The 22,435-nt window shown below is 43.6% G+C and carries 23 protein-coding genes; 18 read left to right on the top strand and 5 right to left on the bottom strand.

Annotated elements, in window-relative coordinates:
- Positions 1-105: 105 nt before the first annotated feature.
- On the bottom strand, positions 106-1,650 hold the full coding sequence (locus tag BBA02S_RS08570) for a PucR family transcriptional regulator (protein WP_041113995.1): 1,545 nt from the start codon (positions 1,648-1,650) through the stop codon (positions 106-108).
- 135 nt (positions 1,651-1,785) lie between these two features.
- Between BBA02S_RS08570 and BBA02S_RS08565 the strand changes: the two genes are divergently transcribed.
- Genes BBA02S_RS08565 through BBA02S_RS08550 form a run of 4 tightly spaced genes read left to right on the top strand, consistent with a single transcriptional unit; the run spans position 1,786 to position 5,779 of the window.
- A complete protein-coding gene (locus tag BBA02S_RS08565; protein WP_041113994.1) occupies positions 1,786-3,168 on the top strand; it encodes an aspartate aminotransferase family protein in 1,383 nt (460 codons plus the stop codon).
- Entirely contained in the window at positions 3,143-3,838 is a 696-nt protein-coding gene (locus tag BBA02S_RS08560) for a CoA transferase subunit A (protein ID WP_041113993.1), read from the top strand. The genes BBA02S_RS08565 and BBA02S_RS08560 overlap by 26 nt, the downstream gene beginning before the upstream one ends.
- A complete protein-coding gene (locus tag BBA02S_RS08555) occupies positions 3,823-4,464 on the top strand; it encodes a 3-oxoacid CoA-transferase subunit B (RefSeq protein WP_041113992.1) in 642 nt (213 codons plus the stop codon). The genes BBA02S_RS08560 and BBA02S_RS08555 overlap by 16 nt, the downstream gene beginning before the upstream one ends.
- A gap of 58 nt (positions 4,465-4,522) precedes the next feature.
- Complete coding sequence (locus BBA02S_RS08550; protein WP_041113991.1) at positions 4,523-5,779, top strand: peptidase; 1,257 nt, start codon at positions 4,523-4,525, stop codon at positions 5,777-5,779.
- Positions 5,780-5,831: 52 nt separating this feature from the next.
- Here the strand turns inward: BBA02S_RS08550 and BBA02S_RS08545 are convergent, their stop codons facing one another.
- Positions 5,832-6,047, bottom strand: coding sequence for a hypothetical protein (locus tag BBA02S_RS08545; protein WP_041113990.1), 216 nt, complete (start codon positions 6,045-6,047; stop codon positions 5,832-5,834).
- Between the two features lie 175 nt (positions 6,048-6,222).
- Here BBA02S_RS08545 and BBA02S_RS08540 point away from each other — a divergent pair, with 175 nt between their 5' ends.
- From BBA02S_RS08540 to BBA02S_RS08530, 3 genes are all read left to right on the top strand, one after another.
- Complete coding sequence (locus BBA02S_RS08540) at positions 6,223-6,465, top strand: DUF1294 domain-containing protein (protein WP_041098268.1); 243 nt, start codon at positions 6,223-6,225, stop codon at positions 6,463-6,465.
- 14 nt (positions 6,466-6,479) lie between these two features.
- A complete protein-coding gene (locus tag BBA02S_RS08535; protein ID WP_041097685.1) occupies positions 6,480-6,968 on the top strand; it encodes a dUTP diphosphatase in 489 nt (162 codons plus the stop codon).
- Positions 6,969-7,045: 77 nt separating this feature from the next.
- Positions 7,046-8,131, top strand: coding sequence for a M42 family metallopeptidase (locus BBA02S_RS08530; protein WP_041097683.1), 1,086 nt, complete (start codon positions 7,046-7,048; stop codon positions 8,129-8,131).
- A gap of 78 nt (positions 8,132-8,209) precedes the next feature.
- On the opposite strand, the gene BBA02S_RS08525 is transcribed toward BBA02S_RS08530, so the two are convergent.
- Positions 8,210-8,650 (bottom strand): YueI family protein, encoded by a 441-nt coding sequence (locus BBA02S_RS08525; RefSeq protein WP_052475140.1) that lies wholly within the window; start codon positions 8,648-8,650, stop codon positions 8,210-8,212.
- Positions 8,651-8,983: 333 nt separating this feature from the next.
- Here BBA02S_RS08525 and BBA02S_RS08520 point away from each other — a divergent pair, with 333 nt between their 5' ends.
- The 5 genes from BBA02S_RS08520 (at position 8,984) to BBA02S_RS08500 (ending at position 13,863) form a co-directional block, all read left to right on the top strand.
- Complete coding sequence (locus tag BBA02S_RS08520) at positions 8,984-10,804, top strand: assimilatory sulfite reductase (NADPH) flavoprotein subunit (protein ID WP_041113989.1); 1,821 nt, start codon at positions 8,984-8,986, stop codon at positions 10,802-10,804.
- Positions 10,805-10,832: 28 nt separating this feature from the next.
- Positions 10,833-12,548 carry an assimilatory sulfite reductase (NADPH) hemoprotein subunit gene (gene cysI, locus BBA02S_RS08515; RefSeq protein ID WP_061786749.1) on the top strand — a complete coding sequence of 572 codons (1,716 nt, stop codon included), beginning with the start codon at positions 10,833-10,835 and terminating at the stop codon, positions 12,546-12,548.
- 63 nt (positions 12,549-12,611) lie between these two features.
- The gene (locus tag BBA02S_RS08510; RefSeq protein WP_041097675.1) at positions 12,612-12,989 is read left to right on the top strand and encodes a hypothetical protein; all 378 of its coding nucleotides are present in this window, start codon (positions 12,612-12,614) and stop codon (positions 12,987-12,989) included.
- A gap of 106 nt (positions 12,990-13,095) precedes the next feature.
- A complete protein-coding gene (locus tag BBA02S_RS08505; RefSeq protein WP_052475139.1) occupies positions 13,096-13,596 on the top strand; it encodes a DUF1648 domain-containing protein in 501 nt (166 codons plus the stop codon).
- A 54-nt stretch (positions 13,597-13,650) separates the two neighbouring features.
- On the top strand, positions 13,651-13,863 hold the full coding sequence (locus BBA02S_RS08500) for a hypothetical protein (protein WP_041097672.1): 213 nt from the start codon (positions 13,651-13,653) through the stop codon (positions 13,861-13,863).
- Between the two features lie 56 nt (positions 13,864-13,919).
- Here BBA02S_RS08500 and BBA02S_RS08495 read toward each other — a convergent pair whose 3' ends face one another.
- On the bottom strand, positions 13,920-14,942 hold the full coding sequence (locus BBA02S_RS08495) for an AI-2E family transporter (protein WP_041097670.1): 1,023 nt from the start codon (positions 14,940-14,942) through the stop codon (positions 13,920-13,922).
- 360 nt (positions 14,943-15,302) lie between these two features.
- On the opposite strand from BBA02S_RS08495, the gene BBA02S_RS08490 reads away from it, so the two are divergent.
- Positions 15,303-16,121: a squalene/phytoene synthase family protein gene (locus tag BBA02S_RS08490; RefSeq protein WP_041097668.1), complete on the top strand. Its 819-nt coding sequence runs from the start codon at positions 15,303-15,305 to the stop codon at positions 16,119-16,121.
- A gap of 57 nt (positions 16,122-16,178) precedes the next feature.
- On the opposite strand, the gene BBA02S_RS08485 is transcribed toward BBA02S_RS08490, so the two are convergent.
- A complete protein-coding gene (locus tag BBA02S_RS08485; protein ID WP_041097666.1) occupies positions 16,179-16,322 on the bottom strand; it encodes an acid-soluble spore protein N in 144 nt (47 codons plus the stop codon).
- 243 nt (positions 16,323-16,565) lie between these two features.
- On the opposite strand from BBA02S_RS08485, the gene BBA02S_RS08480 reads away from it, so the two are divergent.
- The 5 genes from BBA02S_RS08480 to BBA02S_RS08460 all read left to right on the top strand — a co-directional run bounded on the left by BBA02S_RS08480 (position 16,566) and on the right by BBA02S_RS08460 (position 22,399).
- On the top strand, positions 16,566-18,014 hold the full coding sequence (locus tag BBA02S_RS08480) for an N-acetylmuramoyl-L-alanine amidase (RefSeq protein ID WP_052475138.1): 1,449 nt from the start codon (positions 16,566-16,568) through the stop codon (positions 18,012-18,014).
- A 226-nt stretch (positions 18,015-18,240) separates the two neighbouring features.
- Positions 18,241-19,677, top strand: coding sequence for an FAD-binding oxidoreductase (locus BBA02S_RS08475; RefSeq protein WP_041098263.1), 1,437 nt, complete (start codon positions 18,241-18,243; stop codon positions 19,675-19,677).
- Entirely contained in the window at positions 19,674-20,207 is a 534-nt protein-coding gene (locus BBA02S_RS08470) for an MFS transporter (protein WP_041097662.1), read from the top strand. Before BBA02S_RS08475 ends, BBA02S_RS08470 begins: the two co-directional genes overlap by 4 nt.
- 326 nt (positions 20,208-20,533) lie before the next feature.
- Entirely contained in the window at positions 20,534-21,949 is a 1,416-nt protein-coding gene (locus BBA02S_RS08465; protein ID WP_041113988.1) for a M48 family metallopeptidase, read from the top strand.
- Between the two features lie 21 nt (positions 21,950-21,970).
- Positions 21,971-22,399: an RDD family protein gene (locus BBA02S_RS08460; protein ID WP_041113987.1), complete on the top strand. Its 429-nt coding sequence runs from the start codon at positions 21,971-21,973 to the stop codon at positions 22,397-22,399.
- Positions 22,400-22,435: the final 36 nt, after the last annotated feature.

Genomic DNA, 22,435 nt, shown 5'->3' with positions numbered 1-22,435 from the left:
GTGTATAATCAGAATATTTTAATAAAAATATTTTTGTGAACGGTTCTATTCACTTTTAAGAGCCTGTCCTCTGTAAAAGAGGACAGGCTCTCTGCAAAAGACTCTTTAATAAAAGAGGGATGAATCGGAATGATCTAGCCGGTAAGCCATTATAGCGAGGTGAAATTGTGTTAAGTTATGAGCATCCTGAAGGTCTCTTCCCGTTTTTTCTTCAATCTTTTCAAGACGGTACTTTAATGTATGGCGGTGAATAAAGAGTTCGGCTGCTGCATTCTTTATATTTGTTTTGTTTTGTAAGTAGCATTCCAATGTATTGAGCAAATAGCTTTCATGTTTTTCATCATAGGCCAGCAGGGGCTGAAGCCACTTAGAATAAAACTTGGATAAGTCTACTTTCATTTCTTTCATCTCAAAGAGAGCTTCATAGGCGCCAATTTCCCGATAGGATAAAACCTGTTTTTTTGTTAATAAAGCTGTCTGTAAGGCATATTTTGCTTCACGAGCACGGACGGAAACGTCATTAAGGCCTTGAAAGGCATCGCTTATTCCAATGTAAAGAGGCTCCTTCGCATAATTTTTCCAGCCTTGAACGATCGTTTGAATCATAGTCGAGCGTTCTTCTTTATTTACTGGCAGTTTTATTAAGAGGATAACAGAATGATATTTCTCCCGTATGAGAATATTTACTTTGCATGTCATATTCCAATACCTGATAAAAGACGTAAGTACAGCGCTTTCGCTTGTCGTGCTGTGTAATTGCATGATCAAGAATTCTCCTGATGAATCGTAATTCAGTTTATAACATTGTTCCTGGATATATTTTGGGTCTAGTTCTGGTTGTTCTAATAGTTCATCAAAAAAGTCTCCTTGCAGGCGAAGAAACACTTCCTGTACCGTTTTTTGTTTTAGAAACTCAAGCGCACATACAATGCTGGCCTGTTCAAGCAATAAGTCATCTAGCTCGGTTAGCGGAATATGTTTAACGACCATTAAATACCCATAATAATTCTGATCTGTTGCAATCGGATAAACGAATTGACTGTCATTAATCAATGTAGGTTTTGCCGGAGGAGCTAATTTCCAGTCGGATAGTTCAACTGGGATGTATTCTCCTTCAAAGCATCCCTGCAATGAATTATACAAGTAAACCTCCGCCTCCATATGCTTGGATAAAGTAGCCAAAACAGCAGAAAGCCCTTTATTGCTTAGAACAAGAGAAGTAAGTTCATGATGAACTTTTTGAGTGATTTGAATATTTTGGAAATTCTTATTAACAATATGTCCAAGCAAAGTTTGTGTAACATCAGAGAAATTAAGATGCTTGGGAATTTCTATTAAGGGAAGTTCATAGCGATTGGCAGCGTCGATTAAATCCGGATGGATGGTTTTGAGGTAAAAGCCTGTGTGAACAGCGATAGCTGATAATCGCTGATTAGCCAACTGATCAATCAAACGGCGGCGGTTCTCTTCTACCTCCATGCCATACCCGGTTGTAATCAGGAACTCTCCTGCCTGGACACGGGTGACATCTTCAATAATCTCTACAATGGTTACCCATTTAATGATCCGATGAGCGCCTGCTTCACCGGCAATTAACTTTATTTGTTGAAAATCTGGAAGCGAAAGGGCTTCCTTCACTGTGATCGACATCGCCAAATCACCTCCTTCTTATACATAAAGTACAAAAATTATACTATAAAATCCTCTTATATTGATAATATTTTCAGAAAACTTGCTTTGTTATTATGGAGGAAATAAGAGAGGGAAATAAGGAGGGAGAAAAGATTGGAATTACAAACAAACGTTATCAAACCGTATTTAGATCAAGTGTATCCGACTGTTTCTCATGGCAGCGGTGTTTATTTATATGATGTGAACGGCAAAGCGTACCTGGATGGATGCAGTGGAGCGGTGACAGCTAATATTGGCCACGGCGTACGGGAGGTAATCCAAGCAATGTGCGACCAGGCACACAAAGTTTCTTTTACTTATCGTTCTCAATTCACAAGTGAACCGGCAGAGCAGCTGGGAGAGAAAATTGCAAGCTGGACACCGGGAGACTTAAATCAAGTATTCTTTGTCAACAGTGGATCGGAGGCAAATGAGACAGCTATGAAAGTTGCCATTCAGTACTGGCAAGAAAAAGGCTGTAAAGGAAAAAATAAAATCCTGTCACGCTGGATGAGCTATCACGGGATTACGCTGGGGGCTTTATCCTTATCTGGACATATTTCACGGAGAAAGCGATTTGCTTCAACACTTGAACCGGCGCCTGTTTTGGAGCCTCCTTATTGCTACCGTTGTCCTTTTAACCTTAGCTATCCTGATTGCCGTTTGCATTGTGCTGAGCAATTGGAGACAGTAATTCAGCGTATCGGAGCTGAGAATATTGCCGCATTCATTGCCGAACCGATCATCGGGGCAGCGGGAGGGGCAGTCACGCCGCCGCCGCAATATTACAACCGGATTAAAGAAATTTGCGAGAGAAATGACATATTATTTATTGCCGATGAGGTGATGACAGGAAATGGACGAACCGGCGAAAGGTTTGGAATTGACCATTGGGGAGTGATTCCAGACATAATGACTCTGGGCAAGGGCATGAGTGCAGGCTATACACCGATGGCTGCTGCTATTGTAAGCGACAGAATTATTGAGGTGATCCGCGAAGGCTCGCAGTCTATTATGTCCGGTCATACTTATAGCGCCAATCCGCAGTCTGCCGCTGTTTCACTTGCTGTGATGAATTATATTGACGAACAGCAATTGTTAAACCAAGTAAATGAGAGAGGGTTATATTTATCAAGAGGCATGCAGCAGCTAAAACAGAAGCATTCAATTATAGGAGATATTCGGGGCAAGGGCCTGCTTTATGGCATAGAATTCGTTAAAAATAGCCGAGTCGGAAAATCACCGTTTCCGTTATCTGAAAAAATAACAGACCAATTGATTAATCAGGCTATGAAAAACGGATTGCTTGTTTATAATGCATCGGGAGCCGTTAACGGCCAGGCTGGTGATGCTATTATTATTGCTCCTCCATTTGTCATTAGTGAAAGAGAGATCGACCATTTACTAAGTATACTGGATGAAACGATTAGACAATTGACAGAAGAGCTGATTGAGAAGGGAGTAATAGAGAATGAATCATGTCCGTCAGATATCTAAGGTTGTGTCATTGAAAGAAGCGCTGTCCCATATAAAGCGGGGAACCAGCCTAATGTATGGCGGTTTTGGGGGGATAGGCAGCCCGCCAAGTATCATTGAAGCATTATTGCAAATGAAGGTTAGTCAGTTAGATTTAATTGGAAATGATGCTGGCTTTCCGAACATTGGGATCGGCCGATTGATTAGTGAAGGACGCGCCCGTTCACTCCTTACTTCTCATATCGGTTCCAACCCTAATGCCGGCAGATTGATGACGGAAAACAAACTAGATGTTACTTTTTTTCCGCAAGGAACGCTGGCAGAGAAAATCCGAGCCGGCGGCATGGGGCTTGGCGGTATTTTGGTGGATGTCGGCCTTGGAACCATGGCGGAAGAAGGCAGAGAAAAAGTAGAGATACAAAATAAAACATACTTAATTGAGGAAGCGCTTACAGCTGAAGTGGCAATTGTTTATGCAAAGCAGGCTGATGAATACGGTAATTTAGTTTTTGATAAGAGCGCACGAAATTTTAACCCGCTTGTTGCCATGGCGGCGGATGTCACCATTGTAGAAGCAGAACAAATTGTGCCGAATGGCGAACTGGATCCAGAAAACATTGTAACACCGGGTGTATTCGTCGATTACATCGTACAAAGTGAAGGGGTGAACTGGCAGTGGATGTGGGAGTAGATTATCGTCGAGTCATTGCTGAATGGGCTGCTAAAGAAATTAAGCCTGGCATGCATGTGAATCTTGGGATTGGCATGCCTACACTTGTCGCCGGTTTTGTACCTGAACATTATAATGTGATGTTCCATGCTGAAAATGGAATCTTAGGAACAGGCCCTTATCCGATCAAAGGAGGGGAAGATGAAAACTTATGTGATGCTGGCGGGTTTCCAGTAACCGCTGTCCCTGGGGCTTCTTTTTTTGATAGCACGATGGCCTTTGGAATTATTCGCCGCGGTTATTTGGATGTCACTATTTTAGGGGCGCTCCAAGTCAGTGAAGCAGGAGATCTTGCTAATTGGATTGTACCGGGAAAACGGGTTCCGGGAATGGGTGGAGCAATTGATTTGGCTCAAAAGTCGAAAAAAGTAATTGTTTTAATGAATCATACCAATAAATCAGGAGAGGCCAAAATTGTTAAGAAATGCACCTTGCCGCTGACGGCTCCATCTTGTGTAGACGTCATTATTACCGAACGGGCGATTATTGATGTAATCAACAATGAACTTCATGTTCGGAGAATTTTGGCTCCATACACTATGGAGGAAGTCATTTCGAGTACAGAAGCCGAGCTGCATTTTTCTTAACGTTCTATTGTCTGGATTTAAGCTGTACAATAATTGACCTGACAGGGGGAGAGTGACTATGGAACGGGTTGTCAAAGAGTGGATGCATGCTAATCAGCAGCAAGCGATTGATTTTTTAAAAGAGATTGTACAAGAGCCGAGTATTCAAGGAAAAGAAATCGGAGCTCAGGAAAAGGTAGCTAATAAGTTAAAACAAATGGGGTTAGAGGTTGATATTTGGGAGCCTGGTGGAGAAGAGTTTATTAAGCATCCTTATTTCTGTGCGACTCGCACGGACTTTGCTGGAAGTCCTAATGTTGTAGGGGTATGGCGAGGAACCGGCGGCGGAAAATCATTAATCCTTAATGGCCATATTGACGTCGTGCCAGCGGGCGATGAAACGCAATGGCTTCATGATCCATTCAGCGGCAAGGTGACAGGTGGAAAAATGTATGGCAGGGGAGTAACTGACATGAAGGGAGGGAATGCTTCTCTGTTGTTCGCCATCGAGTGCTTGAAGAAGTTGGGCATTAAATTAAAAGGAGATGTTATTTTTCAAAGCGTCATCGAAGAAGAGAGCGGCGGTGGCGGTACGCTATCTGCCATCTTGCGCGGCTACCGGGCAGATGCAGCAATTATTCCTGAACCGACTGACATGAAAATTTTTCCGAAGCAGCAAGGATCTATGTGGTTTAAGATTCGAGTAAAAGGCCGGTCTGCTCATGGGGGAACTAGGTATGAAGGTATAAGTGCGATCGAAAAAAGCATGATTGTGATTGAAGAAATTCAGAGGCTGGAGAAAAAAAGAAATGAAAGAGTAACCGATCCTCTTTACCAGAATATCCCTATCCCCATTCCTATTAATATAGGGGTCATTCAAGGAGGAGACTGGCCTTCTTCTGTACCTGATCAAGTAGAATTGCAAGGGCGAATGGGAGTAGCACCGGAGGAAAATATGGAGCAAGCAAAGAAAGAAATGGAGGAGGCTTTGAATCATCTTTCGCACCTTGATGATTGGTTTAGCGAGCCTCCTCAATTAGAATGGTTCGGAGCGCAGTGGGTGCCAGGAACGATCGATCCCGAGCACCTCTTAATGAATCAGATTATTAGCAAATTCCGTCAAGTAATGAAATGTGAGCCGATGGTAGAAGCCTCCCCATGGGGAACAGACGGAGGGTTGTTAAATAAAGTTGGCGAAGTGCCTTCTATAGTATTTGGTCCGGGCATTACTGGCATGGCACATTATCCAAATGAGTATATTGAGCTGGATAAAATGATTGCCTGTGCGGAAGTGATTGCACTAACCATATTGGAGTGGTGTGAAGTTTCAGGTTGAGAGCTGAACAAGCTAAAAAAAGACTGCTGCCGGCAGTCTTTTTTCATATTATTTACTTTGGCTTGCTTCCTTTAAAAAACTGTTGAAATCTTTGGAGGGCAGGATCTATCTTTAATTTAGTCACATCATACGCACTTTCTGACTGCTTGCGGTCTATCCGGATGCCCATTTGCTCTGTCCCCTCAGGAACAGCAATCACTCCTTCGTATTTCCCGTCAAAGTGCGGGTCCCCATTATTCGTTTGGATGTTTTCTCTTTCGCGCGGCATAGTCCTTCACCTGCTTCCATATATAGTTTGTTCTATTATTTGCTTTTCCTGACGGGTTATGCGCTATATGAACACGGGAGATTGCAGGAAAACATTACAGCGTAAAAAGACATTTGTCTCTCACTATCTTCCGGCTTTTTTGCTACACTAACAAAGGGGAGTGAATGGCGTGCTTATGTATTTTGTGTTTATTAACTTAATCAGCTATATCGTAATGGGAAATGACAAGCGCAAGGCCAAGCAGGGAAAATGGCGGACGCGTGAGAGCACGCTTTGGCTCTTAGCTCTCATGGGCGGTGCGGCAGGCAGCTGGGTAGCTATGCAAACGCATCGCCATAAGACGAAGCACCCGGCATTTAAATACGGCATGCCCATCTTAGCGGTCATTGACCTTAGTGTACTTGTTTACTTTTCATGAATGGAGGAATGGAAATGAACGTATCAAAGCTGTTTCGCATGCAGCGGGCACTCGATCAATATATTGAGACAGAACATGGCTTGCAGGAGGCTGACTTGTTTGATAAAAAAGTACTTGCCCTGCTTGTTGAAATTGGAGAATTAGCTAATGAAACGCGCTGCTTTAAATTTTGGAGCTTAAAAAAGCCAAGTGAGCGCCAAGTGATCTTGGAAGAATTTGTGGATGGCGTCCATTTTATTTTATCACTTGGATTGACGTGTTCTTTAGAAGAAGAAGCGGATGTCACAGAAGAAGATCCGAGCGCTTCCATTACAGAGCAGTTTCTTCTTGTATATGAAGCTGTCCAGTTATTTAAGAAGGAAAAGTCAGCGGAAGCATATAGCAGAATGCTGAATGATTATTTTGCTCTGGGCCGGCTGTTAGGGTTTTCCGCAGAAGAGGTGGAAAAGGCATACGTCGCCAAAAATGAAGTTAACTATGAACGGCAGCAGCAAGGCTATTGAGCGGAAATTTTTGTATAAAATCAGAAAAATACGTATAATGAAAACGGATCCATATTTTTTTACAGGAGGAATGATGTATGGCCAAAATGGATGAAACTTTAACCATGCTGAAAGACTTAACGGATGCAAAGGGAATTGCCGGAAATGAACGGGAAGCCCGAGCTGTAATGAAAAAATACATAGAGCCGTTTGCTGATGAAGTAACAACGGATAATCTAGGGAGCTTAATTGCCAAGAAGTCAGGCGATGCTAATGGGCCGAAAATCATGGTTGCCGGCCATTTAGATGAAGTGGGCTTTATGATTACACAAATTGATGATAAAGGCTTTCTCCGCTTTCAAACAGTTGGCGGCTGGTGGAGCCAGGTCATGCTGGCCCAGCGCGTGACAATTGTGACACGCAAAGGCGACATTACAGGAGTGATTGGCTCAAAGCCGCCGCATATTCTGTCTCCTGAAGCGCGCAAAAAGCCGGTGGATATTAAAGACATGTTTATTGATATCGGTGCTTCCAGCAAAGAAGAAGCACAGGAGTGGGGCGTGCGCCCGGGCGATATGGTCGTTCCTTATTTTGAATTTACTGTAATGAATAATGAAAAAATGCTGCTTGCGAAAGCATGGGATAACCGCATCGGGTGTGCGATTGCCATTGATGTGATGAAGTATGTTAAAGACAAGCAGCATAAAAATACAGTATATGGTGTCGGCACGGTGCAGGAAGAGGTTGGGCTCCGCGGGGCGAAAACCTCTGCTCAAGCGATTCAGCCGGATATTGCGTTTGGGGTAGATGTTGGCATTGCCGGCGATACGCCTGGAGTGTCCAGCAAAGAAGCGATGAGCAAAATGGGCGACGGGCCGCAAATTATTTTATACGATGCTTCTATGGTTTCTCACAAAGGGCTGCGCGACTTTGTGACCGACGTGGCTGATGAGCTTAATATCCCTTATCAATTTGATGCAATGGCTGGCGGCGGAACAGACTCAGGCGCTATTCATGTGACATCAGGCGGTGTGCCAAGCTTATCCATCACTATTGCTACCCGCTATATCCATTCACATGCTGCTATGCTCCACCGCGATGATTATGAAAATGCTGTGAAACTGATCGGTGAAGTTATCCTGCGTTTGGATCAGGAAACGGTCAACAAAATTAAATTTGACTAATAGAAAAACGGTCACGGGAACTTCCCGTGACCGTTTTTTTATAAAAGAAGCTTCAATAATCTTTCGATTCCAGGTCTGCTATTTCCGTCTGAACCAATTGAAAAGAGAGGCTAGCTTGCTGTTCTTGGCTGGTTTTTGCTGTTTTTTCGGTCTGGACAGGAAAATCTCCTCTTGATCAACAGCATAGTCGTAAGCGAGCACGAGCCCAATATCGGTATCGTGATTTTTGTTGATGACAACCGTATAGTCCAGCTTATGTTTGTCGGCAGCTGTGATGTATTTTTTTAGAAACGTAATATTTAATGCTCCGTTTAAATACAGCTTGGCTTGAGGGTGCTGCTTCATCAGTTCAATTAATTCGGGGTATGTTTCTTTTTCTCTCACTTGGCTTTGTCGCAGTGCGGCAATAATTCTTTCTCTTAATGTGCCAAGAAACTTGCGCCGCTCCTCTGGATGAAGCTCTTTCTTTCCGTAAATCCCTTCTTGTAAAACATCATCCACGCTTTTTTTGACCATCATCGAACTCCTCAATTTTTTCATAGTATATTAAACGATATGCCAGAAAGTTCATTTTGGAAAGTCCTCATTCCTATGTATCTGCTGGCCGATTAATAAAAATAATGAGAAAAGACAGACTAATGGGCATAAAACCTACTTGACATATAGGATTAATAAATATAATATAAAACTTAATTATTGAGGCCTTCAGGCTTTTTCTATGACTACATAGCCTCGTCAAAAGGGCGCATTCATTTCGTTCCCTTTTTGCTATTTCTGATGATGGCGAATGCCGTCATTTCTTCTTTAGGATGAATGACGGGTGATCTATATTCCTTTGTGAGGTGGATATCATTGCAACTGCAAGTAATGAATAGTCCTTTGACTCAGGAGCAGACAGAGCTCCTTAATCGTTTATTGCCAACCTTGACAGAACCGCAAAAGCTGTGGTTAAGCGGCTATCTTGCGGGAGCAGCGGGCACGGCTTTGCCGCAGCTGGCTGAAGGTGAAATACTTTCTGAACAACAAGCTTCCGCTGTATCGAAAGAAGTAACTGTTTTGTTTGGCTCCCAAACAGGCAATGCTCAAGCACTTGCGGAGAAGGCGGCTGAAAAGCTGAGAGAGCATGGCTTTCAAGTGGTGCTTGCTTCGATGAATGAGTTTAAGGCAAATCATATCAAAAAGGTTCAAAATCTTCTGATCTTAGTAAGCACACACGGAGAAGGAGACCCGCCGGATAATGCCCTTTCTCTCTATGAATTTCTTCACGGGAGACGGGCGCCCCAGCTGAAGGATCTCCGTTTTTCTGTTCTTTCCTTAGGAGACAGCTCTTACGAATTTTTTTGCCAAACAGGAAAGGATTTCGACAAGCGCCTAGAGGAGCTGGGCGGTCAGCGCCTGTACCCGCGTTTTGATTGTGACTTGGACTATGATGAGCCCGCGGCTGAATGGCTGGAGGGTGTTGTGAAAGGTTTAAGTGAAAGAAAAAGTCCGGAAGCTGCTTTTCGTCCTGCTTCTGTTAAAGCGGGAACATCGGCAGGCCAGCCGGTTTACTCACGGACAAATCCATTTAAAGCAGAGGTGCTTGAAAATATCAACTTGAACGGGCGCGGATCAAACAAAGAAACGCGGCATTTAGAACTTTCGCTTGAAGGCTCTCATTTGGAGTTTGAGCCGGGAGACAGCTTAGGCATTTACCCTGAAAATGACCCCGAGCTGGCCGACGGGATTATTCAAGAAATGAATTGGAATCCAGATGAAGTTATCACGGTCAATAAACAAGGAGAAACACGTTCATTACGTGAGGCGCTCATTTCTTATTATGAAATTACTGTATTGACCAAGCCACTTTTGCAAAAAGCAGCGGAATTACTGTCGGAGACTCCATTAGACCAGCTGTTATTGCCTGGACAGGAAGAAGAACTGCGTGCATATATTGAAGGAAGAGATTTGTTGGATCTTATCCGTGATTTCAATTTTAAGGAAGTCACAGCGAGTTCCTTCGTCTCGATTTTGCGGAAAATGCCGGCCCGCCTTTATTCCATCGCCAGCAGCTTACGGGCGAATCCGGATGAAGTGCACCTGACAATTAGTACGGTGAGGTATGAAGCACACGGGCGAAGCCGCAAAGGTGTTTGCTCTATCCAATGTGCAGAGAGAATTCAGCCGGGAGACTATTTGCCGGTCTATATTCAGCGCAATCAGAACTTTAAGCTTCCTCCTCATCCTGAGACACCGATTATCATGGTTGGTCCGGGAACGGGTGTGGCCCCGTTCAGGTCGTTCCTTCAAGAGCGAGAAGAGCTGGCTGCTCAAGGGAAAACCTGGTTATTCTTCGGCGATCAGCATTTTGTCACGGATTTTCTGTATCAGACTGAGTGGCAGCAATGGTTAAAGAAAGATGTGTTAACGAAAATGGATGTTGCCTTCTCAAGGGATACAGAGAAAAAAGCATACGTGCAGCATCGTATGCTGGAGCAAAGCAGAGAATTGTACCAGTGGCTTGAAGAAGGGGCAGTCGTTTATGTGTGCGGCGACGAGAAAAACATGGCGCATGATGTTCATGAAACGCTGATCCAAATTATTGAAAAAGAAGGCGGATTTAACCGGGAGCAGGCAGAGGCTTATCTTGCCGAGATGCAGCATTCTAAACGTTATCAGCGCGATGTATATTAAGCCTTGACTGAAAGGAGCAAGAGAAATGATTGAAGATAAAGCATTGAAGGCGCCGGAAGGCTCTCCAAGCGACGTAGAAAGGATAAAGGAAGAGAGCAATTATTTGCGCGGCACACTGGCCGAAACGCTGGCTGATCCGCTTACGGCGGGAATTCCGGATGATGATAACCGTCTGATGAAATTTCATGGAAGCTACCTGCAGGATGACAGGGATGTAAGAAATGAGCGCGAACGCCAAAAGCTTGAACCGGCCTATCAGTTTATGGTGCGGGTACGTGCGCCGGGAGGAGTAGCAACGCCGGAGCAATGGCTTGCAATGGATGAGATTGCCCGCAAGTATGGAAATGGCACGCTCAAGCTGACTACCCGCCAAGCTTTTCAAATGCACGGTATTTTAAAATGGAACATGAAGAAAAGCATTCAAGAGATCAATGCTGTGTTAATGGACACATTGGCTGCCTGCGGAGATGTGAACCGGAATGTGATGTGCAATCCGAATCCGTATCAGTCAGAGGTTCATGCAGAAGTGTATGAATGGTCTAGACAGCTGAGTGAATATCTTTCCCCGCGTACGAGGGCTTACCATGAAATTTGGCTGGACGAGGAAAAGGTGGCCGGCACGCCGGAAGAGGAGACAGAGCCGATGTACGGAGAGCTCTATTTGCCTCGAAAGTTCAAGATCGGCATCGCCGTTCCTCCTTCTAATGATGTGGATGTCTTTTCTCAGGATCTTGGCTTTATCGCGGTCATGGAAAATGGGAAATTGGCCGGCTTTAACGTAGCAATCGGCGGAGGAATGGGAATGACGCATGGCGATAAAAATACGTATCCGCAGCTGGCGAGAGTGATTGGCTTTTGCCGGCCGGATCAAATCCTTGATGTCGCCGAAAAAGTGATTACTATCCAGCGTGACTACGGCAATCGTTCTGTGAGAAAGTATGCCCGTTTCAAATATACAGTGGACCGGCTGGGGCTCGATGCGATCAAGCAAGAACTGCATAAGCGGCTGGGCTGGGAGCTGGAAGAAGCGCGCACCTTCCGCTTTGATCATAATGGTGACCGTTATGGCTGGGTGGAAGGCCGCAACGGCAACTGGCACTTTACATTATTTATTCAAAATGGCCGAGTGACGGACCTAGAAGGCTATCCGCTGATGACGGGCTTGAGGGAGATTGCTAACGTCCATACCGGTGACTTTCGGCTTACTCCGAACCAAAACCTTGTGATTGCCAATGTGACAGGCGAGCAGAAAGAGCAAATTGTTGGGCTGATTCAAAAGTATGGGCTGACAGACGGCAAGCATTACTCAGCGTTGCGCAGAAATTCAATGGCGTGTGTATCCCTGCCTACATGCGGACTCGCCATGGCTGAAGCAGAGCGCTATCTGCCGAATTTATTGGAAAAGATTGAGGAGATTATAGAGGAAAGCGGCTTGCATGAAGAAGAGATCACTATTCGCATGACTGGATGTCCAAATGGCTGCGCCCGTCCGGCTCTGGCGGAAATCGCCTTTATCGGCAAAGCTCCAGGCAAGTACAATATGTATTTGGGAGCAGGTTTTTCGGGAAACCGTTTAAGCAAGCTTTACAAAGAAAACATTGGCGAAAAAGAAATTTTGGAGGCATTGCGCTCTATTCTTTTTCAGTATGCAAAAGAACGGCAAGAGGGCGAACGCTTCGGCGATTTTGTCATTCGTGCCGGTATTGTAAAAGAGGTTTATTCTGGAACTGATTTTCACGATTGACCGATAAAGCAGGCTAGATTAAGTTGATATGTTTAACCACCCGTTGCTGCGGGTGGTTTTTATTTGCAGCAATACCCAAGGGAAGGAATAATTGGTACAATTAAGAAAAAGGGTGAAAATATGCAAATCTATAGTTTGTCGTCAGTCCTCTTTACCTTAATTGGAGCGGTATTTGCCGGACTTTCTTTTCTCCTTACCGATTTTGTGGAGTATTTATTTGCTGTCGGCCTGCTCTTTATGCTTGGAGGAGCGCTCGCCGGTTATAAGGCCATCCTTTACAAGGAAGCGGGCAAGATGAAGTTTGCCGGCATTGCCTTGTTTTTTCTTATTCTGCTTGTAATCGTACTGGCCGCTCCGTTTCATATTGTCCGAATGCTCACTTGGATAAGGAACTGGCCAATCATCGAAGAGTTTATTTTGAGGATGAAAGAGGCTAAATGAAAAAGCAGGGAATCAGGTCAGTGAAGGCAAAGGATATGATGGGTTTACAGAGCCCTTAGAATAAGAAGCGCTCGTTAAGAAAGGGGCGTCATGAAGGAGGGATTAAGTGAATACAGATAGTCAGCCGGAAAAAAGAACACTTGAGAAAGTGTCTACGTTTGTGTCGTTCGCTTTTATTATCATTAATATCATTTATTTACTTGTTCAATGGAAGGAAATCCCTGGGCAAGTACCGATTCATTTTAATGCGAAAGGAGAAGCAGATGGCTGGGGAGGCAAGGGAATGGTCTGGTTTCTTCCTTTCATCGCTTTTCTGTTATGGGGGGTGATGACCGCACTGGAAAGAATGCCGCACCTTTATAATATTCCTAACTTAACGGAAGAAAATAAAGAACAGCTGTTTATGAATACCCGGGCTATGCTTAATGTAATGAAAAGCGAAATTATTATTTTCCTTGTGTATACTAGCTGGCAAAGTGTGCAATGGTCGCGCGGCAATGAAGCAGGGTTAGGATATTTTGAGCTTCCTGTCTTTCTCCTCGCTGTTTTTGGCACAATGGGTGTTTTTCTTTACCGGAATTATAAAATCAGCAGGAAAGGAGTCTAGCCACGCTGCCCTTTCTTGTAAACAGAATCGACTAGTAGGACAGGAGGAATATTCATGCTTAATGACACATTGTTTGCATCAGATGGACTGATTGTTTTCTTCACATTCTGGCCGATTATTATAAATATTATTTTTATTAGTCTCGGCATCTATTTTGTGATGAAGACGCTCCAGTTTATGAACACGAAAATCAAGCTCGACCGAGAGAGAAACGAGAAGCTTGGGGAATTGATCAAAGCAGCAGCGCAATCAAAAGACTTGGAGTAAAGACTTAGTCGCTTAAAAAAAGCAGCCTGTCTTCAGGACAGGCTGCAAAGCTGCTGTTAGTATGGAGGAAGAGGCGCTGTGTCTTTATTGGTCACTTCTAGTACATCCAGCAGGAAGACAAATACAGGGATACCGATGATCAGTCCCCAGACGCCGAAGAAATGCTCAGAGAAGATCAGCACGACAAACGTATAGAAGACGGGCAGATCTGTTTTTGAAGACATCAGCTTCGGATTTAAAATATACGCTTCAATCGCATGGATAATGGCGATCGCAATGATAACATAGATGACTTTAATGAACCCGCCAATCGTATAAGCAATCAAGCAAAGCGGGACGAGTGAAAGAATCACTCCAGCAACAGGAATCAGCCCCAAAAAGAAAATCATAATGGCCAATCCGAAGATTTGCTGAAAACCTAAAATCATCAATGCAATAACCGACAGTATGCAATTAATAAAGGCGATAATAAATTGTGCTTCAATAACTTTGCCGAATGTGCGAGTAAACTTTCTTCCGAAATACTCAATTTCATAATAAAAGGGGGCAACTTTACTATGCTTAAATTTCTGTGTGAACTCCTGTAAGCGCGGTTTCTCTAGCAGGAAAAACAAGCTCAGGATTAGCGATATGAGGATATTGATGCTCGTTTTGCTGATGTCACTAAAAGATTTAATCAGAAAAGATACGCCATTTTCTAAATAAGCAGTAATTTGGTCGCTGGAGATGACCTCTTCAATATAGTTCATAAAAACATTGTCGTGCGGCTGGGCATAAAACGCGGTAATACGCTTGATCAGCTGGCCGATTTCTACAGTAATAATAGGCAGGTATTTCACGAGCCCAAATGTTAATAAAGTAACAATGAGGGAATACATGCATAAAACGAGAAGCTTGCGGTTCAACGGGATGCGCTTAGCTGTAAACTCTACGAGACGGTCCATTAAAAAAGCAAAAATAAACGTAAATAAGATTAAATTAATCATGCTTCTCATTAAATATAAAATCAGTATAATTAAAGCGGCAATAAGAAAGCGCTTAACTCCTGTTCTTTGAAAAAACCCCTTGATCTCATCCATTCCACTACGACTCCTTAGCAAGTTTCTTATCTGTTCATACATTTGTTCTTCTTTATTTTTATTATTAACTTGCCATCAAAAGTTTACAAGTACTTAAGGCAGTTTTTCTAAGAATAACAAAGGAATAAACTCTGCCGCATGATCAATCACTCGTTTTTTGGAGTTCTGCAAGCAAATGTGCAAAGCATTCTTTTGAAGGAGGACAGAAACGGTCCCATAAATTAACAGATTGATGATTTGAAAATCAAATATAAGGAGAAGCGGTTCTTTTATGTTAAAATACTGTTATCAGTGAAAATACTATCAGGTTTCTAAAAACATTTAGTGGGTGACCGTGAAAATAGTAGGAGGCAGCAACAGATGAGCGAAAGAAATGAATTACAAAGAGATGCGATCAATGTACTGAAAGAAACGAGCAGAACGTTTTTTATTCCGATCAGCCAACTTGATCCGGGTGTACAGGAGGCGGTAGCAGCAGCTTATTTATGCATGAGAGCGATCGACGAAATTGAAGACCATCCGGAACTTGAGCCAGCGTTGAAAAGCGAGCTGCTGAATTCTATCAGCGAGATCTTGGAAGGACCGTTCAACCGGGAAAGCTTTGAGTCTATTGTTGCGCCGCATCGGGCATTTTTGCCGGAGGTGACTTTGCGGCTGGCGGATTGGATTGAGTATTGTCCAGAGACAGCAGCTGATACGGTTTTACAGGCGACATCTATTATGGCAAAAGGCATGGCTGACTGGGCGATGAAAGGCTGGAAAGTGAAGGACGAGCAAGACTTAGATGATTATACGTATTATGTTGCCGGGCTCGTAGGTGTTATGCTTTCTGATATTTGGAAGTGGCATGATGGCACTGAAACCGATAAACAATTAGCGATTGCTTATGGGCGCGGCTTGCAGTCGGTTAATATTCTCCGCAATCATGTGGAAGATCGCGAGCGAGGTGTCAGCTTTTTTCCCGAGGGCTGGGAATTAGAGGACATGTTCAGCTACGCAAAACGCAACTTGGCCATGGCTGACCGTTACATAGAAGATATCCAGCCGGGCTCGATTCTTAACTTCTGCAAAATCCCTTTGGCCCTTGCTCACGGCACACTGTCTGCTTTGGAAAAAGGAAAAGAAAAAATGAGCAGAGCAGAGGTCACAGAAATGGTGAGCCAAGTAATAGAAAAATGAAAAAAAAGACAGGAGGCTGTTACGGCAGCTTCCTGTCTTTTTTTGTGAACCAAGAGATTACTCGCCTTTCGTCTGGATCACTTGCGCATGCTTTCCTGATGTATCCTGCATCTTTTTTCCTTTGTTTCCTTCGAAGGAAGTAGGAGGAGAACCAGTGCGGTTTGAGGCAAATTGATTTCTGCTTGTTCTCGGCTTACTCATTGTCTATCCCTCCTTTCGATGATAGCTTTGCCAAAACAGGAGGAAATATTTATACTGGCGTCACTTTGGGATATTTTATTACAAAAACATTACAAAGATATTTTTATCGTTACAAGAAGTCGAGAAACCTATATATTTAGCCTTTTTTACCGAAGAATACAATAAGAGTCGAATTTTGTATGTTTAGCAGACATATTATATGCTAGAATATAAATGGTAAATTTTGTGAAGGGAGATACACTTGTGAGAAAGAGTTCAATTATTTTGACGCTGGCGTTTTGCTTTATTCTTCCTCTATTTGGATTTCATACGACAGCCCAGGCAAGCGGTTTCACCGATGTGCCTAAGCGGGCATTAAAAGAAGTAAATTATCTGGCGGAAGGGGGAATTGCCACTGGTTCATCTGCAACAATCTTTGCCCCTGATACAATCGTGACAAGAGCGGAAGCAGCGACGTTTATTGCGCGCGCCCTGCAATTAGATGGAAAACAGAAGCAGACGGTTTTTAAGGATGTAGCAGCAAGCAATCCTTCTTCCGGTTATATTCAATCAGCAGTTGATAAAGGAATTCTGTCAGGCTACAGCGGCGGAAGATTTCTTCCTGATAAAGACGTCACACGCGGCGAAATGGCTGTCATGATGTCAAGAGCGTTCGGCTATGAGTTTGGAGGCAGCCTGTCCGGGGCAGCCAAAGCGCTAACATCCCGCGGAATTGCAAGCGGAATGGAAGATGGCACATTTGGATCGGACAAACAAATTACTCGTGTAGACTTTTCTGTGTTTCTTGCCCGTGCAATCAATCCGGAATTTCGCATGAAACAGACAGCAAGCTTCAAACAAACATTTTGGGTGAACACAAACAATTTAAATGTCCGTACAGGCCCATCTACGAGGTACAGCAAAAGTGCTTCTCTGCAAAAAGATGTAAAAGTAGTAAGCAGCCATGAAGTTGGCAGTTGGGTTTATATTAAATCAGCTAATGGCACTGGCTTTGTCCATAAAAGCTATCTGAGAAATACAGAAGAAGCCAGTAACAGCCGGCCGGGCGAGGATGACAATGGCAGCAACCCCGGCACCATCGGCAATGCCGATCCGCGGCTTGCCAATCAAGTAATCATTCTTGATCCTGGACACGGCGGCACTGATCCTGGCGCCTCAGGCTTTAACTTGCGCGAAAAGGATGTTGTGCTTGATACTGGATTAAAAACAAATGAATTATTCAAGAAAACACCATTTAAAGTGTATATGACCCGTACCGGCGATACGTTCCCGTCCCTATCAGACCGCACGAAGTTTGCTAAAAGCAAAAACGGCAATGTCTTTGTCAGCATTCATGCAAATGCTAGCAACGGGGCAGGGAATGGTACAGAAACCTATTATTATTCATCAGCAGCCACTAACCCTTATGTATCTGACAGCAAACTGCTAGCCACAAAAATTCAACAGCGGATGCTTGATGCTTTACAGTTGAAAAACCGCGGAGTTAAACCATACGGTTATTATGTAATCAAATACAACAGCATGCCGGCTGCGCTTGCTGAGCTTGGATTCATTGACAATGCAAAGGACAATGAAAAGCTGAAGTCAGATTACTGGCGTACACAAGCCGCCAAAGCGCTTTATCTTGGAATTCTAGACTACTATAAAGCCAAAGGCTATCAAGTGGACTCCCTTTATAGCGCAGCAAAATAATCTAAAATCAAGAAGCTACTCAACAGCGGCAAGATGCCAGCTCGTTGAGCAGCTTCTTTTTTTATAAGGTGATCAGCCGTTTCTTGACTTTATTTCCCGAAAAATAATGATAGAAAAACTTGTCGAATTCATGCATAATAAGGTAAATAACCAAATTTTAATTAAAAAGTAAAATGGTGTTAAATGATAGATGGAACAAAAACAGACAATTTTTTCCGGAGGGCTTATGGGAAAAAGAGCAATCATTTCTTTTTTAATTGGATATAGTGTGCTGTTTGCAAGCTCTGCCTATATGTATAACCAGCACTTTTCCCGCCCGCTCGCCAATGATGCCGGCCGGCTGCTGCCTACAGAGGTAAAAAGCATCCAACAGGCAGCAGGAGAAGAGCAGCTGCAAAAAATTGTCCGTGAGGCAAATGATACAGACAGCAAGCTGTCTATTGCCGGCATGCAGCATAGCCAGGGAGGTCATACATATTATCCGAATGCGATCATGATTGATATGAAGAAGTATAATAAAATTCTGCATTTTGATCCTAAAAAGCGGACAATTACTGTGCAAAGCGGAGCGACCTGGGACGATATTCAGCAGCGGATTAATCCTTATGGGCTCGCTGTCAAAGTGATGCAATCACAGAATATCTTCACTGTCGGCGGCTCGCTCAGCGTCAACGTCCATGGGCGGGACATTCGCTACGGCTCGTTAATTGACACGGTTGAATCTTTTCGGCTGCTAACGCCTGAAGGCAAAATTATTAACGTCAGCAGAGAAGAAAATAAAGAGCTGTTTCCGCTCGTCATCGGGGGCTACGGCCTATTCGGGATCATTCTGGATGTCACCCTTACGTTAGCAGAGGATGAATTATATGAAACGCATACGAGAATGATAGATTACAAGGAATATGCGTCCTACTTTCGTAAAGCAGCCGGTCAGCCGCAGGTTAAAATGCATCTGGCCCGGATCTCGATAGCGCCTGATAGTTTTTTGCGGGAGATGTATGTAACAAACTGGACAAAGGCGGCCAGCAAGCATGACCGGACCGGCTACAGTCAGTTGAAAAAAGACCGAATCATTGCTGCGCCTAAGCTGCTGCTGGGCCTGTCCCGTTATAGTGATTGGGGAAAGGATAAGTTTTGGGAGCTGCAGCGAATGTATATGGAGCGGGGAAATGGCAAGTTTGAGACTAGAAACAATGTCATGAGATCGGAAACAGCATTCATGGAATATGAGAGCAGCAGCCGAACCGAGGTGCTGCAGGAATATTTTGTTCCCGTCAATCAATTTACTGACTACATCGATGATCTGCGGGAAGTGCTGCAGCAGGAAGAGAAGTTTAATTTGCTGAATATTACAATCCGCTATGTGGAGAAAGATGAACAGGCTGTGTTGTCCTATGCCAAAGCAGACATGTTTGCACTGGTTTTGCTGATTAATCAAGGAACGTCCACTGCGGACAGGCGGCATACGGAAACGGTTATTAGAAAAATGATTGATGTCACGCTTGCACACGATGGCAGCTACTATTTGCCCTATTATTCTTATCCGGATAAAAGACAATTGCACCGTGCATATCCGCGCAGCAAAGAATTTTTTCAGATGAAAAGAAAGTACGATCCGGATGAACGTTTTATGAATTTTTTCTATGAGGAGTATGGAAGATGAATTTCCGCCAGTTTATATGGGCACAAAGCTTAATTATGATGGCCGGCAGCATGATTTTTCCCTTTTACGTCCTGCTGTTGCGAAACGTAGGCGATAGTTATGCGCAATTTGGATGGGCATACGGTTTATTTGCATTAACCTCTGCACTAGCCTATCCAGTGATCGGAAAGATGGCTGATCATTTGGGCGATAAAGTGCTACTCGTTACGTATACGTGGGGGACGGCCGTCATTCTGTTGTTTTTCCCGCTGGTTGATCAAGTATGGCAAGTGTACATATTGCAAATTGTTATGGGGCTTTTGGGCGCCTTGCAGAAAAATACCGAAAAAACGTCACTCGCCCGCTATGTTGCGAAGGAAACGGCCGGAAGGCAAATCGGCCATTATCATACATGGACATCTATCGCAGCGGCCATTGCGATTATTTTAACCGGCTATATTGTTGACTTTCTCACAATCGGAACGATCTTCTATCTGGCTTCGATCGTGTATGTGATTAGCGGATGGATGTTATGGAAACAAAAGCCTTAATTTAGCAAGGCAGACAGTCTGGCAGCTTTATCTGCCTTGCGCATAGCAATGAAGAGAAAGGCAGATGAAAAGACAGCGTTCATTGGCTTGGTGAACTTTTTACAGCAATATTCTTCAGGCTTTTCCGATGAATCGCCCCTCTCCTAGGGAACCTTCTTCTAGAGTCCCCTAGGTTTTTTGTGTTTCTTCCTTTAAATGTAAATCCATTGAAATAAATAGTCGTCACTTTAGGCAGAAACTCACTTTTCTGCTCTATTCCTATAGCATGTTTTACGTTTCGCTGTTATTCTAAGATGATGATTAAAAAAGGAGCTAAGATAAGTAAAATGAATCAAGAAATTCCTCTTCAGAGTCTCGTTCATAAAAACGAGAAAAAATACTTTTGGCTTGTTCTTATCATAAGTCTTGTTACTTATGTGGGTTTAATAGCTTCGATTATAGGTATTTTTATTATTTTAGGGTTGTTTGCTCTTTCATTGTTTTTGCATGCACTTTCGCTTGGGCATATTCGCGCAAATGCAGTCAAGCTGACAGAAAACCAATTTCCAGAAGTGTATGGGCAAGTCAAAAAACTAAGTGAGGCAATGGAAATTAAACAGGTGCCGGATGTGTATGTGATGGAATCGCAAGGCATACTAAATGCTTTTGCCACGCGCTTTTTCGGACGGAATATGGTTGTGCTATATTCAGAGATTTTTGAACTGGCTCATCATGAGGCCAAAGATGAATTAACGTTTGTCATTGCACATGAGTTAGCTCATATAAAGCGGAATCATCTCACTAAAATGATGTTTATCCTGCCGGCTATGTGGATTCCCGGCATTGCCGAATTGTATTTGCGGGCTTGTGAGTATACGTGCGACAGGTACGCTGCTTATTACATTAATAATAGGGAAGCTGCCAAGAGAAGTTTAACCATTCTTGCCGTGGGCAAGGAACTTTATCAGCAGGTGAACAGAGCAGAGTATTTAGATCAGATGAATAAGGAAAAAGGTTTTTTTGTCTGGCTAAGCGAAATGCTGTCTACACACCCGCCTTTGCCAAAAAGAATTAATGAGATTGCTGTATTCTTTGGTGAACCGGAGCAAACCGTCATTGAGAAAAAAACATCTAAGCTTATTTGGCTGTGGGTGCCGACAACTGCAGCTATTTTTGCCTTGTTTGTAGCGGCGGGAGTTTACGCTTTTGAAAAAATCGCCGAATGGACAGCTGGAGAAGGCTATGAAGAGTATGAAGATTACGGTGAAGAGGAAGGGACGGCAGAGCCAATCCCGCCAATCATTGAAGCAGCTGTGGCCGGAAATACAGAAAAAGTAGCCGCCTTTATTGAAAAAGACGAGGATGTTCATGCGATCGATAATCAAGGGTATACGCCGCTTCATTGGGCGGTGCTTGATAATAATCCGAAAATGGTAGAGTTGCTGTTGAAAGCAGGAGCCAATCCCAATGAGGAAGATTATTATGGAATGACTCCATTGGCCAAAGCCGCTGAGCAGGGCAATGCCGAAATGGTGAAACGTCTGGGAAGAGCAGGAGGCGATCCAAACTATCAAAGTAAGGAGGCTGAAACAACGCCTTTATTCTATGCGGTTCTCAGCGAAGATCCAGCGACAGTCTCGGCACTCTTGGAGCTCGGGGCGGATGCGGAGCACAAGGATAGCGAAAATATAACGATTTTAATGCATGCAATTGAGACAGGCAATCGTCATATAATTGAATCACTAAAGAAAGCAAGTGAATGATCAGAAAAGGAGAGAAATGATATGATGACACAACCGGCAGGGTTTTGGATAAGGCTGGTAGCCAACTTATTAGATGGACTGATTATTGGAGTGCCTTTGTCTATTATTAGCTATTTTATTGCGGGTGATTGGGATGGAGATGCATTTACGAATTCATTGAATTTTGTTTATGCTTTAATTACCCCTGTTGTTTGGTCCGGCTATACGATTGGAAAGAAGATCATGCGCATTCGCATTGTGAAGGTGAATGGGGAAAAACTAGGAATCGGAGCGATGTTTATGCGAACAGTAGTAGCTGGGCTTGTGTATGTGCTGACTTTAGGAATCGGTTTGATTATCAGCGCCTTCATGGTCGGTTTGCGTGAGGATAAGCGTGCAATTCATGATTTTATTGCCGGCACGTATGTAACAAGCGAAAAGCCAGAATCAGAGAAAATCGTCTGGCTGTAAGAAAACAAGAAGCTGCCTCTTCTCCTAGAGGCAGCT

This window comes from Bacillus badius NBRC 15713 (genome assembly GCF_001591605.1).
In the GTDB taxonomy this organism is placed as follows: Bacteria; Bacillota; Bacilli; order Bacillales; family Domibacillaceae; genus Pseudobacillus; species Pseudobacillus badius.
The sequence above is the reverse complement of the archived record's forward strand: the minus strand, read 5'-3'. Positions and strand labels throughout refer to the sequence as shown.

Bases quoted from the DNA above. Each gene is read 5' to 3' on its own strand.
- BBA02S_RS08500 (WP_041097672.1), top strand. From the start codon at position 13,651: ATGCTTAATGACACATTGTTTGCATCAGATGGACTGATTGTTTTCTTC.
- BBA02S_RS08495 (WP_041097670.1), bottom strand. From the start codon at position 14,942: ATGGATGAGATCAAGGGGTTTTTTCAAAGAACAGGAGTTAAGCGCTTT.
- BBA02S_RS08470 (WP_041097662.1), top strand. From the start codon at position 19,674: ATGAATTTCCGCCAGTTTATATGGGCACAAAGCTTAATTATGATGGCC.
- BBA02S_RS08545 (WP_041113990.1), bottom strand. From the start codon at position 6,047: ATGCCGCGCGAAAGAGAAAACATCCAAACGAATAATGGGGACCCGCAC.
- BBA02S_RS08475 (WP_041098263.1), top strand. From the start codon at position 18,241: ATGGGAAAAAGAGCAATCATTTCTTTTTTAATTGGATATAGTGTGCTG.
- BBA02S_RS08530 (WP_041097683.1), top strand. From the start codon at position 7,046: ATGGCCAAAATGGATGAAACTTTAACCATGCTGAAAGACTTAACGGAT.
- BBA02S_RS08560 (WP_041113993.1), top strand. From the start codon at position 3,143: ATGAATCATGTCCGTCAGATATCTAAGGTTGTGTCATTGAAAGAAGCG.
- BBA02S_RS08570 (WP_041113995.1), bottom strand. From the start codon at position 1,650: ATGTCGATCACAGTGAAGGAAGCCCTTTCGCTTCCAGATTTTCAACAA.
- BBA02S_RS08490 (WP_041097668.1), top strand. From the start codon at position 15,303: ATGAGCGAAAGAAATGAATTACAAAGAGATGCGATCAATGTACTGAAA.
- BBA02S_RS08525 (WP_052475140.1), bottom strand. From the start codon at position 8,650: ATGATGGTCAAAAAAAGCGTGGATGATGTTTTACAAGAAGGGATTTAC.
- BBA02S_RS08485 (WP_041097666.1), bottom strand. From the start codon at position 16,322: ATGAGTAAGCCGAGAACAAGCAGAAATCAATTTGCCTCAAACCGCACT.
- BBA02S_RS08540 (WP_041098268.1), top strand. From the start codon at position 6,223: ATGTATTTTGTGTTTATTAACTTAATCAGCTATATCGTAATGGGAAAT.
- BBA02S_RS08460 (WP_041113987.1), top strand. From the start codon at position 21,971: ATGATGACACAACCGGCAGGGTTTTGGATAAGGCTGGTAGCCAACTTA.
- BBA02S_RS08465 (WP_041113988.1), top strand. From the start codon at position 20,534: ATGAATCAAGAAATTCCTCTTCAGAGTCTCGTTCATAAAAACGAGAAA.
- BBA02S_RS08535 (WP_041097685.1), top strand. From the start codon at position 6,480: ATGAACGTATCAAAGCTGTTTCGCATGCAGCGGGCACTCGATCAATAT.
- BBA02S_RS08550 (WP_041113991.1), top strand. From the start codon at position 4,523: ATGGAACGGGTTGTCAAAGAGTGGATGCATGCTAATCAGCAGCAAGCG.